Here is a 13,412-nt window from a genome sequence, read left to right as displayed (position 1 = left end):
AAAAAGAGGGATGAATTTGAACAACCAAAACGAACATTACGACGAAAGCCAGATACAGATTCTCGAGGGGCTCGAGCCGGTCCGCAAACGGCCGGGAATGTATATCGGTTCCACGGACCTTCGCGGCCTGCACCATCTGGTATATGAAATTGTGGATAACTCCATCGACGAGGCGATGGCCGGTTTCTGTACGGATATTTACGTGGGGATCGAGGCGGACGGCAGCGTTTACGTGCGCGACAACGGCCGTGGGATTCCTACGGGAATCCACCCGCAGGCGGGCGTTTCCACGCTCGAGGTGGCGCTTACCATGCTGCACGCGGGCGGAAAATTCGGCGGCGACGGTTATAAGGTTTCGGGCGGCCTGCACGGCGTGGGCGTTTCCGTGGTGAACGCGCTTTCCGAAAAGCTGGTGGCGACAGTCCGCCGCGAGGGACAGGTGCACCGGCAGGAATTTTCGCGCGGGGACCGCGTGACGGACCTTGAAGTCGTGGATACCTGCCCGGAAGAGGAAACGGGTACGGAAATCCGTTTTTGGCCGGACCCGGAAATTTTTGAGGACGTTAATTTCGTTTATGATACGCTGCGCGTACGCCTGCGGGAGATGGCCTTCCTCAATAAAGGCATTTCCATCACGCTCGAGGACCTGCGCGGCGAAAAGCCCGTAAAGCATGTGTATTGCTATGAAGGCGGCATCAAGTCCTTCGTGCAGTACCTCAATAAGAACAAAAACCCGCTCTTTCCGGAGCCGGTCTATTTCTGTGCGGAAAAAGGCACGTCAGTCGTGGAAGTCGCCATGCAGTATAACGAGGGATATGCGGAAAATATCTTTTCGTTTGCAAACAACATTTCAACGCATGAAGGCGGCACGCACCTTTCCGGCTTTAAGAACGCGCTGACGCGCGTGGTGAACGACTATGCGAAGCGTATGAAGATGGTGAAGGAAAATGAGCCTTCCCTTTCGGGCGAGGATATCCGCGAGGGGCTTACCGCCATCATCAGCGTCAAACTCACGGAGCCGCAGTTTGAGGGGCAGACCAAAACCAAGCTTGGCAACAGCGAAATGCGGGCGCTTACGGACAGCACTGTCGCGGAGGGCCTGAACACCTTCCTCGAGGAGAACCCGGCGACCGCCAAGGTCATTGTGGATAAGTGCCTGACGGCAAAACGCGCGCGCGAGGCGGCGAAAAAAGCGCGGGAGTTGACCCGCCGGAAAACGGCGCTTGAATCCGCGTCGCTGCCCGGAAAGCTGGCGGACTGCTCGGAAAAGGACGCGAGCAAATGCGAGATTTTTATCGTTGAGGGCGACAGCGCGGGCGGCAGCGCAAAGCAGGGACGCGACAGGCGGTTCCAGGCGATTTTGCCCCTGCGCGGGAAAATATTGAATGTGGAAAAAGCGCGGCATGACCGCGCGCTTGCAAACGCGGAGATCAAGGCCATGATTACGGCCTTCGGCGCGGGCATGAGCGAGGATTTCGACGTGGAGAAACTCCGCTACCATAAGATTATCTGCATGACGGATGCAGACGTGGACGGCAGCCACATCCGCATCCTCCTGCTGACGTTCTTCTACCGCTATATGCGCCCGCTGATCGAAAACGGCTATGTATATATCGCGCAGCCGCCGCTTTATAAGGTGAGCAAAAAGGGTACGGAGGATAAATACCTGTATACGGACGAGGCGCTCCAGGAATACCTGAAGGAAGTGGGCGACGGCGCGGCCATCCAGCGCTATAAAGGACTTGGGGAAATGAATCCCGAGCAGCTGTGGGAAACCACTATGGACCCGGAGACGCGCACGCTTTTGCAGGTGGATATGGACAACGCCATCGAGGTGGAGGAAACCTTCTCCGTGCTGATGGGCGACAGCGTGGAACCGCGCAAGGAGTTCATCGAGGAGAACGCGAAGCTGGTCGCGAACCTGGATATATAACGGCAGGGAACAGGGAATAGGTGCGGGATGCGCCGACGCGCATGGATTGAAATGATTGGCGGAGCCAATACACAATCATTATTCCCCTTTACTTATAACCTATTCCTACCTGACAAGGAGCCCCATGGAAATCGAATGAGCGAAGCGAAAGGGGCCCCCGCGGAAGCCCAATGAAATGGGTTTCGTGGGGTAAAGGAGGAGCTGCCTGAAAAGTGAGCTTTCGGCATCAGCCGGAAGCGAACATAAAAGGCAAGCGACGACGTGGAGGACGAGTAATTTGGAAACACCATTCAACAACATTGTGCCCGTTGACTTAAACAAGGAGATGCAAAAGTCGTTCATTGCGTATGCGATGGCGGTTATTATCAACCGCGCGCTGCCGGATGTGCGCGACGGCCTCAAGCCGGTGCACCGGCGCATTTTGTATTCGATGAGCGAGCTCAATATGTATCCGGACAAGCCGTACCGCAAGAGCGCGCGCCTGGTGGGCGACGTTCTTGGTAAATACCATCCACACGGCGATACGGCGGTTTACGACGCAATGGTCCGCCTTGCGCAGGACTTCTCCATCCGCTATCCGCTGGTAGACGGCCACGGGAACTTCGGTTCGGTGGACGGCGACGGCGCGGCCGCCATGCGTTATACGGAATCAAGGATGTCGAAATTAACGCTCGAGTTGCTGCGCGATATCGAGAAAGACACGGTGGACTTTTATCCGAACTTTGACGAAACGCTGGAACAGCCCGCGGTGCTTCCCGCCCGCTTCCCCAACCTGCTCGTGAACGGCACGGGCGGCATTGCGGTGGGCATGGCGACGAACATTCCCCCGCACAATATGGGCGAGGCGATCGACGCGACGATTGCGCTGATGGATAACCCGGATATTTCCATCGAGGAGCTGATCGATATTATTCCCGGGCCGGATTTCCCGACCGGCGGCATTATCATGGGCGTCTCGGGTATCCGCGAGGCCTATAAAACGGGGCGCGGCAGGATACGCGTGCGCGCCAAAACGGAAATTGAAAAGCACGGGGAGGACCGCGAGCGCATCATCGTGACGGAAATCCCGTACCAGGTCAACAAGGCGACGCTGGTGGAAAAAATTGCGGAGCTCGTGCGCGACAAGCGCATTGACGGCATTTCCGACCTGCGCGACGAATCGGATAAATCGGGCATGCGCATTGTGATTGAACTCAAGCGCAACGCCAATGCCAACGTGGTGTTAAACCACCTTTATAAACATACGCAGATGCAGGATACGTTCGGCGTGATTATGCTGGCCCTGGTGGACGGCGAGCCGCGCGTACTGGATTTAAAACAGGTCCTCGAATATTATGTGGAGCACCAGAAGGACGTAATCGTGCGGCGCACGAAGTTCGAGCTGGAAAAAGCGAAAAAGCGCGCCCACATTTTGGAAGGCCTGATTATTGCGCTTGACAATATCGACGAGATCGTCGACCTGATTAAAAAATCGGCGGATGCGGCTTCCGCGCGGGTGGCATTGATCGAGCGCTTCGGCCTCACGGAGATACAGGCGCAGGCCATCCTCGATATGCGTCTGCAGCGCCTGACCGGCCTCGAACGCGACAAAATCGAGGCGGAATACAAGGAAGTGCAGGAACGCATCGAGTATTACAATTCCGTGCTTTCCACGCCGCAGATGGTTATCGATATCATCAAAACGGACCTGATGGAAATCCGCGGAAAGTTCTCGGACGCCCGCCGCACGGAAATTACCTTTGACGAGGACGATATCGATATCGACGAATTGATCGCGCGCGAGGATATGGTGGTGACGCTCACGCATTACGGCTATGTCAAGCGCATCAGCCTCGAGACCTATCGCGCGCAGAAGCGCGGCGGGAAGGGCGTGACGGCGATGTCCACGCGCGAGGAAGACTTTGCGGAGCAGGTGTTCATTACGTGTACGCATAACCAGCTGCTGTTCTTTACGAACAAGGGCAAGGTCTATATGAAAAAATGTTACCAGATTCCCGAAGCGGGCAGGACGGCGAAGGGAACGGCGATTGTGAACATGCTGAACCTCGACCCGGACGAGAAGGTGTCGGCGGTGTTCCCGATTGAGTCGGAGCTGGAAAAGAATTCCAACCTTGTGATTGTCACAAAGGGCGGCATCATCAAGAAAACGCCGTTCAGCGAATATTCCAATATCCGGCAGAACGGCCTTAAAGCGGTCAATCTGCGGGAGGACGACGAACTGATTTCCGTCATGGAGACGGACGGCAGCAAGGATATCATCGTGGGAACGCGGGACGGCATGTCCATCATCTTCAGCGAGGAGAACGTACGGCCCATGGGCCGCGTTTCGACGGGCGTACGGGCTATCAAGCTCCGGCCGGGCGACGAGGTTGTGTCCGCATGCATCTGCGAGAAGGAGCAGCAGGTGCTTGTCATCACGGAAAAGGGCTACGGCAAGCGCACGAACGCGGCGGAGTACCGTTTGCAGACGCGCGGCGGCATCGGCCTTAAGTCCATGAACATTACGGAAAAGACGGGTAAGATGTGCGGCCTGCTGATCGTGGACGGAACAGAGGATATCATGCTCATCAACGACGCGGGGATTGTTATCCGCATGAGCGTGGATGAAATTTCGCTGATCGGACGTTCGACGCAGGGCGTGCGCGTGATGCGCGTGGATGAGGATACCAAGGTGGTGTGCGTGGCGAAGATCGTAGAGTCGGAGGACGACGAGACGGAAGACCCGGAAGGCTGCGGCTGCGCGGCAGACGGCGAAACGCCGGCAAGGCCGGAAACGGAAGCGCCGGGACAGGAATAAACGAAGCAAAGGCAAAGGCGCGGTTTTCCGCGCCTTTTGTATCTGTATACAAAAGGAAAAAGGAGTAATAAGGCGATGACCGAGAAGGAAAAAATGCTGCGGGGAGAGCTTTATAGGGCAAGCGACCCACAGCTTGCGGCGGAACACAAACGCTCGCTGCGGCTATGTAAGGAATACAACGACGCCGATCCGGAGGACGACGCGAACCTTGACCGTATTATCCGGGAGCTCGTGAATGTAGAAGGAAAAACAATTACGGTGAAACAGCCCGTTCGTTTCGACTATGGCAGCAACACCTATTTTGGCGACGGCGATTATATCAATTACGGCCTTATGGTGCTCGACGTATGCGAGGTGCGCATTGGCGACGACGTGCTGGTCGGGCCGGGGGTCCAGATTATTACGGCGACGCATCCCGTGGACGCGGCGGAACGGGCGCGGGGCCTTGAATATGGAAAGCCCGTCAGCATCGGCGACCATGTCTGGCTGGGCGCGGGCGTGATTATCTGCCCGGGCGTGACCATTGGGGAAAACACCACGATCGGCGCGGGCAGCGTGGTAACAAAGGATATTCCCGCAAACTGCGTGGCCGTAGGCAATCCGTGCCGGGTGATAAAGAAGCCGTAGCGGGGAATTTGCGAAAAGAAGGGAACGCCGTAAGGCGTTCCCTTTTTGCTGTAGGTTAAAACTTCCGGCATCGCCTCATGTGCGGCGGTCCTATCTACCTGGAAATAAAAGACTGCCAGACGCCCTGACCCTCATGATGCGCAGGGCGGTGTTTTTCCGGAAGACTAAATTTATATCATCCGAATGAAGCTGTCTGCCCCGCCTTATGCGAAGCAGGCTCATAGATTATTCCGCGACTCATAGGCATAAATACGGTCAATCTTTTTTTGCGAAGGGCCGCCGGGAGTATATTCCGATGATAAGAAAACGTCGATCAGTTTCTCCATGAGCCTGTTTCCCAAAGTAAAAGCACCAAAACAGGCAATGTTGGCATTATTACTTTTTTGTGCGCGTTCCGCGGAATAGACATCGGAAATCAATGCGGCATATGCTCCTTTTACTTTATTTGCAGCCAGGCAAACGCCAATTCCGGTACCGCAGATCAAAATACCACGGTCATATTCTTTTTGGGCAACAGCTTCCGCGACCTGAATTGCTACATTTGCATAAATAGGGTCTGTACTGCCGAAATCCTTTACAGAATACCCCTTTTTTTCCAGAGATGAGATGATGAAAGCCTTCACCTCTTGTGCGTTTGGATCACAGCCAATTGCTATTGTATACATCAGATATTCCTCCTTTAAATAGAAATTAAATACCGGTTAATCTATGCATTGTGGGCCTGCGCTTATGAAAGGTTGCCAAATAGGGAACGCCGGCGGCCTGAGCCAGAAGAAGCGCATCCTTAGACCGCCAGCCAACCTTGGAAACGATGTGCGCATCAGAACCCAGGGTAACGAATTCTCCTCCCAAAGCGACAAACCGCTTCAGAATATCTTTGCCCCATAACATTTCCTTCTGCGTCGGATATACGGAGGTGTTGATTTCCAAACCAATTCCGTTATCAATTAAATGTTTAAAAATCCGGTCAAAAGCCCATGGATTATCCGAATAACGCATAGCACGGTTAGTATAGGGCGCACATTTTGCCGGATAATCGAAGTGACCCAGGACATCATAATCCGAAGAAGAAAGGCACCGGGATACAGCACACTCAAGGTATGCTGAATAAGATTCAATCCGGGTCCGATTTTTAAAAAAATCCGCGGAATAGGCATCTCCTTCACTTGTATAATGTACGGAACCAATCACAAAATCCAGGCTGTCCTCATACCCTTTTATATGCGCCCGGGCGCGTGAAAAGGAAGCTTTATCCTTTAAACCGATTTCAATTCCAAAACCTATGGCGGGTCCGGAAGGATATTCCCGACGGAGTGCAGCAATCCTTTTTGCGTAGGCGTCAATATCCAAAACATGGTCCGGACGGTAGCATTCATCAAATTCAAGATGGTCGGTAATGCAAATCCCCCGCAGGCCTGAATCCAGCGCGTAGGATGCAATAGCGCTTAAGCGGGAGGTGCTGTCCGGGGAGAAGCGGGAATGAATATGGTAATCATACATGGCAATACCACCTGTATATGAGGATAATCTAAAGATAGCACACAAAAAAACATAAATCAACATAAAAATTGTGTACTTTACACAAAATATATGCTATATTGCAATAAAAAGCCAAAAAAGGAGGCAAAAATGAGCACTGTAATTTTAATGGGAAGTCCGCGTGTCAACGGATTATCGGCGAAATGCGCGAAAGAGTTGCAAAAAGGTTTTGAACAGGCAGGACAGGACGCCAAAACAATCAATCTTTATGAAAAAGAGATTGATTTATGCGATGCCTGCGGAGAAGGCTGGGGGCTATGCCCGCAGGGAAAATGCATAAAAAAGGACGACTTTATGGAGGTCTACCGGGACATAAAAAGGGCGGATATCCTTGCCGTGGTGAGCCCGGTATACTGGCATGACGCTTCGGAAAAAATGAAGAGCCTGCTGGACCGCATACGGAGATGCGATTTAAGGGAGGGGAATCATTGGCTCAAAGGAAAAAAGGGAATAATTCTTGCAGTTGCAGGCGGGACAGGGAACGGAATTATTCGCTGTCTGGAACATTTGGCATATACACTGTCCCTGCTGGAGGTTGAAGTGAAAGAGCGGCTTCCGATTACACGTTATTCCCAAAAGTATATGTTTGAAATTTTGGAAGAAGCAGCTTATCTCCTGGCAACAACCTGAGTCGGCAAAGGATAAAAAGCACAGCGGATTTGGTATACCGGGAATAATACCAATCCGCTGTGCTTTTAAAAACAAAATACAAGCCCGCCCAGGGAAAAAACGTCAGGGCAAGGGTGGGTCGTTTCCAAAAACAATATCAATTTCCCCCGTATATTTTTCCAAAATCTTTTTCTTGGCAAGGGAATCTGTTATAATAAGATCAATATTATCCAGATCACACACCTTAATAAGCGTTACAATATCAAACTTACTGCTGTCGGCAAGAACTATTTTTTGCTGTGCGGCCTGCAGAAACAGTTTTAGCATTTGCACGCCTTCATAAAATGTTTCCGTGCATCCGTCGCGCAGGGAAATACCGCCGATGCCGATAAAAGCAGTATCAATATTCAGTTGGCGGATTACATTGTGTGCCTGTTCGCCAAAGCATCCACGCTCCATATGATTAAAGATGCCGCCGCAGAAGATGAGGTTAAAAGAAGGAACGTCTGATAGTGTATAGAACACCTCTATTGAATTTGTTACGACAGTTAACTGCTGAAAATGCTGTTTTAATTTTGTGGCCAGCGCAAGACTGGTTGTGGAATAATCCAAAGAAATGGACTGGCCTTCCGAGATATATTGCAGGGCAGTGTTGGCAATTTGTTCTTTTTGTAAATACTTTTCATGCAATCTTGCATCAAAAGAAGCCTGCGCAGTATCAAACCGCACAAGGGATGCTCCGCCGTGGACCCGGACAAGCAAACCCTCTTTTTCCAAATATTCCAAATCCCTGCGAATCGTTTCACGAGATACGTTTAAGACGCTTGAAAGCTGTGTAACCTTGGCAGTACGCTGTTTTTGCAACATTTCGCAAATGACTTTGTAACGTTCCTGAGCTAACATAGGAATCACCCCATTATATATGCTATATTTTTCTGCTATGAGTTTTATTGTACACACTTATATCGATAATATCAATAATACAAAACAAATATTCCCGAACAGGGCAAATTAGCCGAAAAGATTTGACCGAATATGTGTAAATTAAAATTAAAAAGCAAAAAAATGTGTATTTTTGTAAAAAAAGCAGTTGACTTGACTGAATCTATGTATTATTATGGCATTAACACAGTAAATCAGACAATAAATTCCAAAAAAAACAACAAAACTGAATCGAAAGGGGAAAAAGCATGAAAAAGGTAGTCGTGTTTGTTCTTATCGTAACTCTCTTGGTTTCGCTTACTCTTGGAGGCTGTGCAAGTGTCCCGGCAACAGGAGACGCTCCCGCTACAGAACAGGAAGTTGCTTCGTCCGAAAGCGCACAGGCCGATGCGCAGGGAGGAGTAAAAGGCGTTGATGTTCCGATCAAAATTCTTGGAATTGTAATGTCTATGGACCACACTTTCCAGCAGCAAATGGCAGCCGGGTGGAATTTACCAATCGAGTATGATGGAAAAGAAGTATTGGTCGATGTAAGCACGGAGGATGCCCAGGGAAGTATTGAAAAAGAACTGGAAATTACGGAAACGTATATGAAACAGGGAATTGACGCATGGATAGGGTATCCGCTGAATGGCAGCGCTATGGAGAGTGTGGCAAAGGAGATGGACGAGGCCGGAATCTATATGCTGACGGAGGGCAACAACATGCCTCACGAAACAATGGGGATGATAACCGATGAGCGGGATGGCGGCCTTCTCGGCGGTGAAATGTTTGTTAAATGGTGGAAAGAGAACCGGCCGGATGAAACACCGCATATCCTGGTGCTGGATAATCCGACTTCGGAAGCATTCCAGAGAAAGCCCGACGCCTTTGTGGAATATGTGAAAGAGAATATGCCGGAGGCGGTAATCGTAGGACAGCAGGATGCGGAAATGGCGGTAGAAAAAGCAACAGATATCGTTTCAACCTTTATTTTAAGCAATCCGGAGATGAACTTTGTATTCTGCGGCGTAGATTCCAATGCAATTGGCGCAATGGCGGCGATTGAGGCGGCGGGACGCACAGATATCGCGATCGCCGGATGCGGCGGTGAAGATAATATTCTTCCTTATTTGTACGAACCGCTGACGGAAGACAAGGGCGGGTATGCGTTCGAGGTCGCCTATGCAAAGAGCCCCGTGGAATTGGGTTACAGGATGCTTACGGGTGCGGTGCAATTGGTTATGGACCCGGAAAATGCCGACTATAACATTATCGACCTTGGGTTTTTCGCACTTACACGTGACAATGTGGATGAATATGTGGCAGACAAAAATGAATGGCTGGAAAAGGCGGGATTGGAAACACTGAGCTTCTGATTTCCGGGGACAGGAGAATAAGACAGGGCGGCGGCCCCGGAGCCGGACGGATGTCAGGACCGCCGCTCATTACTCCGCAAAGGCATGCAAAGCAGCGGAAAACAGGGCAAATGTGGGGGTTAAAAATGGAAAATAATCCGGACACGGTTTTGGAACTAAAAAACATATCGAAGTCTTTTGCCGCAAATCATGTATTAAAGGACGTTAATTTCTCGGTAAGCGCCGGAGAGGTGCGGGCGCTGGTTGGAGAAAACGGTGCGGGTAAAAGCACAATGATAAAGATTATTGCAGGAGCCAGCAAACCGAATGGCGGAACAATTTATATCAGCGGGGAGCCTGTACACATAGAAAGTCCCAGAGATGGATTTCATAAAGGAATTGCGGTCATTTACCAGGAACTGGACCTTCTTCCTGAATTAACAGTCGTAGAAAATATTTTTCTTGGAATCGAAATAAAAACAAAATATGGACTGCTTGATAAAAAGCAAATGCAAAGGCAGGCGCAGGAATATTTCCAAAGCATGAAGCTGGAAATTGATGTAAACGCCCGGATAGACGCACTGCCGATTGCTTCGCAGCAAATGGTAGCAATCAGCAAGGCAATGATGCATGATGCAAAAATATTGATTATGGACGAACCATCGTCTTCGCTTACAAACCACGAGCTGGACGTGCTGCTGGACCATATCCGCGAGCTAAAAGCAAAAGGTATCACAGTCATCTATATCTCGCATCGTCTTGAGGAAATATTCGGCGTATGTGATTCGGTCACAATCCTCCGCGACGGGATGATGATTGCGACTAAGAAGGTCACGGAGACAAGCCAGCAGGAAATTATTGAGTTGATGACGGGCAAAAAGGTGTCAGGAAGCCGTTTGAATATGCGGGAATCCTATGATGCACCGGCCATTATGGAAGTAAAAGGCCTTTCGCTCCCCGGCTATTTGGAGAATGTTTCGTTCACTGTGAAAAAGGGAGAAATCTATGGCGTCCTCGGTTTGGTTGGCTCGGGCACCGTAGAACTCGGAAAGACGCTTTACGGGACGCGGGAGAACTATACGGGAGATATTATCGTAAATGGAAAAAGCCAAAAATTCCGGTCGCCCGGGGATGCGCTGAAAAACTCTATTTCCTATGTTACTGACGAACGGCGGGCCCAGGGCTTATTTATGGAACTCGGCGTAGAGCAGAATTCGATTATAACCGCAGTAAAGAAATTTCAGAAAGGAACCTTAAACCTGCTTGACGGCAAAGCCGCCGACACAGCCTTTATGGAATATGTAACCCGCTTCGGCATCAAGATTGTAAACCGGGAGCAAAAAGTGCAATTCCTAAGCGGCGGGAACCAACAGAAGATATTACTTACGAGGTCTCTGCTGGCCGATACGGATATCATTATTTTGAGCAGCCCGACCAAAGGGATCGATGTTGGGGCCAAATATGAAATTTACCAGATATTGCTGGACTGTGCGAGGCAGGGAAAGACGGTGATCGCAATATCGCAGGAAATACCGGAACTGGTACAGATTTGCGACAGGATACTGATGCTCAAACGTGGGAAACGATTCAAAGAATATTCTGGAACAGAACTGTCGGAAGAATTAATTTACAATGAATTACTTGCGCAATAGGAGAAAAAATTATGAAAAATGAAACTGCGATAAGTGGAAAAGAAGCTTTTTGGAAAAGCAAGGGATTTGGGACCATACTGGTATTCGTTGGATTATGCGTTGTATTCTCTTTGCTTTCCAGTACGTTCCTGACGGTTGCGAACCTGCTGAATATCCTGCTCCAGGTTTCGACAATGATTATTATATCCATGGGGATGACATGGGTTATTATCACCGGCGGTATCGACCTTTCCGTGGGCGCGTCTATGGGGCTTTGCGGCGTTGTCGCAGCCATGCTGATTAAATATTGCGGCGTACCGATTGAGCTGGGCCTGGTAATCAGTATCCTGATCGGTGGAACCGTTGGCCTTGCAAACGGCATTTTGGTAACGAAGGTGAAAATTCCTCCCCTGCTGACAACGATTGGTATGTCTACCGCAATGCGCGGATTGGCATTCCTGATTTGCGACGGCGCCACAATTTTTGGACTGCCGGAAGGATTCGACGTTATTGGCCGCGGTTATGTGGGAATTGTGCCGCTCCCGGTTATCATCGCCATAGCAGTCGTGGTTGTATTCGTTTTCGTACAACAAAAAACGGCGTTCTCCCTTAAGACCTATGCAATTGGAGGGAATGAAAAAGCGGCCTATCTATCCGGTGTAAAAACCCAGCAGCACTTGATTATTATCTATATAATTATTGGACTGCTGACAGGGCTTGCGGCATTTATCAACGCTTCACGGTTAGGCGTGGGAATTGCCTCGGCTGGAGAAAATATGGACTTTGATGTTGTTACGGCGGTTGTTTTGGGCGGAGCAAGCATTGCGGGAGGCAGTGGAAAGGTGCAAAAGACGGTACTGGGCTGCCTGATTATCGGCGTTATATCCAACGGGATGATGATACTGAATGTGCATAGTTTTGCACAGCAGCTTGCAAAAGGCTTGATCTTGCTGGCGGCAATCGGCGCGGATACCATCCGGACCAAGAAAGAGATATAAGGAGAGAAAAAATGAAACTATTGATTCATGGATGCGGATATATTGGGGAGGTACACCTGAAAACGGTACTCAATAACCATTTATGCGAAGTGGCGCTTTGCGAAATGAACGGACAGCGGCGCAAGGAGGTAGCGGAAAAATATGGAATCGACGAAACCTATACCTCCCTTGACGAAGCGTTAAAGCACTCCTTTGACGGTGTGGTGATCTGTACGCCCAATTTTGCGCACAAAGACGATTTGGAAAAATGCGTCAAAGCGGGATTAAACGTTATGCTGGAAAAACCAATGAGCAGCACGCTCGAGTCGGCGCGGGAGATGAGGGAGCTGTGCCGGAAATATGACAAGTTTGCGTTTGTCGCCTATTGTCTGCGGTTCGCGCAGCCATACCAGCGGATCAAAAAGATGGTGACCGAAGGAAAGCTTGGTAAAGTATTCGGTATCCATGCATCGGTCGCGGGCAAAAAGGCAATAACCGACGCAAAAACAGATTACAGGACAAAACGGGCCCTGGGAGGCGGAGTCATCAGCGATTTTTCACATGAAATCGATTATGCACTCTGGTTTGGCGGAAAACCTGTAAAAAATGTTAAGTGCTTTGGAGCGCGGGCAATTCATAAGGAGTGGGACGTATTGGATACGGCCGAACTGCTGATTTCATGTGAAGACGACTTGTGCATTGCGATCCACATGGATTTCCTGCAGCCCTATTTTGGGCGGTCCATTGAGATTTATGGAACGGAAGGAGCAATCCGGTGGCGCGATAACGAAAGTATCAAATTCTATGATTGCAAGAAAGACAAATGGATCGAAATGGATTCGGCGATCGATTGGGATGATGTTTACCGGGAAGAAATGGAACATTACCTGCACTGCCTCCAGACGGGGGAAAAGCCAATGATCGATGCGGAAAACGGTTTTGAAACCTTTGAAGTCATAGATAAATGTGTGCAGGATGCGGAAAAAGGCGTATTTTAAATAAAATTACATATTATTATCA

The 13,412-nt window shown here is 50.1% G+C and carries 11 protein-coding genes; 8 read left to right on the top strand and 3 right to left on the bottom strand.

The window, feature by feature from the left end; translation table 11 throughout:
* The first annotated feature begins 10 nt into the window (after nt 1–10).
* From gyrB to BBD38_RS06075, 3 genes are all read left to right on the top strand, one after another.
* Nucleotides 11–1,933, top strand: a complete 1,923-nt coding sequence (gene gyrB, locus BBD38_RS06085) for a DNA topoisomerase (ATP-hydrolyzing) subunit B (RefSeq protein WP_066685802.1) — start codon at nt 11–13, stop codon at nt 1,931–1,933.
* A 277-nt stretch (nt 1,934–2,210) separates the two neighbouring features.
* A complete protein-coding gene (gene gyrA / locus BBD38_RS06080) occupies nt 2,211–4,730 on the top strand; it encodes a DNA gyrase subunit A (protein WP_066685798.1) in 2,520 nt (839 codons plus the stop codon).
* 75 nt (nt 4,731–4,805) lie between these two features.
* Entirely contained in the window at nt 4,806–5,357 is a 552-nt protein-coding gene (locus BBD38_RS06075) for a sugar O-acetyltransferase (protein WP_066685796.1), read from the top strand.
* A 218-nt stretch (nt 5,358–5,575) separates the two neighbouring features.
* Here the strand turns inward: BBD38_RS06075 and BBD38_RS06070 are convergent, their stop codons facing one another.
* Both BBD38_RS06070 and BBD38_RS06065 read right to left on the bottom strand, forming a co-directional pair.
* Nucleotides 5,576–6,022, bottom strand: a complete 447-nt coding sequence (locus tag BBD38_RS06070; RefSeq protein WP_066685794.1) for an RpiB/LacA/LacB family sugar-phosphate isomerase — start codon at nt 6,020–6,022, stop codon at nt 5,576–5,578.
* 25 nt (nt 6,023–6,047) lie between these two features.
* Entirely contained in the window at nt 6,048–6,920 is an 873-nt protein-coding gene (locus BBD38_RS06065; protein WP_082989523.1) for a histidinol-phosphatase HisJ family protein, read from the bottom strand.
* 66 nt (nt 6,921–6,986) lie between these two features.
* On the opposite strand from BBD38_RS06065, the gene BBD38_RS06060 reads away from it, so the two are divergent.
* The gene (locus BBD38_RS06060; protein ID WP_066685790.1) at nt 6,987–7,526 is read left to right on the top strand and encodes a flavodoxin family protein; all 540 of its coding nucleotides are present in this window, start codon (nt 6,987–6,989) and stop codon (nt 7,524–7,526) included.
* A gap of 102 nt (nt 7,527–7,628) precedes the next feature.
* Here the strand turns inward: BBD38_RS06060 and BBD38_RS06055 are convergent, their stop codons facing one another.
* Complete coding sequence (locus tag BBD38_RS06055) at nt 7,629–8,408, bottom strand: DeoR/GlpR family DNA-binding transcription regulator (RefSeq protein WP_066685788.1); 780 nt, start codon at nt 8,406–8,408, stop codon at nt 7,629–7,631.
* 287 nt (nt 8,409–8,695) lie between these two features.
* On the opposite strand from BBD38_RS06055, the gene BBD38_RS06050 reads away from it, so the two are divergent.
* The 4 genes from BBD38_RS06050 to BBD38_RS06035 all read left to right on the top strand — a co-directional run bounded on the left by BBD38_RS06050 (nt 8,696) and on the right by BBD38_RS06035 (nt 13,390).
* Nucleotides 8,696–9,805 (top strand): sugar ABC transporter substrate-binding protein, encoded by a 1,110-nt coding sequence (locus BBD38_RS06050; protein WP_066685786.1) that lies wholly within the window; start codon nt 8,696–8,698, stop codon nt 9,803–9,805.
* Between the two features lie 125 nt (nt 9,806–9,930).
* On the top strand, nt 9,931–11,436 hold the full coding sequence (locus BBD38_RS06045) for a sugar ABC transporter ATP-binding protein (protein WP_066685957.1): 1,506 nt from the start codon (nt 9,931–9,933) through the stop codon (nt 11,434–11,436).
* An 11-nt stretch (nt 11,437–11,447) separates the two neighbouring features.
* Nucleotides 11,448–12,413: an ABC transporter permease gene (locus BBD38_RS06040; RefSeq protein WP_066685784.1), complete on the top strand. Its 966-nt coding sequence runs from the start codon at nt 11,448–11,450 to the stop codon at nt 12,411–12,413.
* A gap of 11 nt (nt 12,414–12,424) precedes the next feature.
* Entirely contained in the window at nt 12,425–13,390 is a 966-nt protein-coding gene (locus BBD38_RS06035; protein ID WP_066685779.1) for a Gfo/Idh/MocA family protein, read from the top strand.
* Nucleotides 13,391–13,412 lie beyond the last annotated feature (22 nt).

Origin of the sequence: Christensenella intestinihominis (genome assembly GCF_001678845.1) — a bacterium.
Lineage (GTDB): Bacteria > Bacillota > Clostridia > Christensenellales > Christensenellaceae > Christensenella > Christensenella intestinihominis.
The sequence above is the reverse complement of the archived record's forward strand: the minus strand, read 5'-3'. Positions and strand labels throughout refer to the sequence as shown.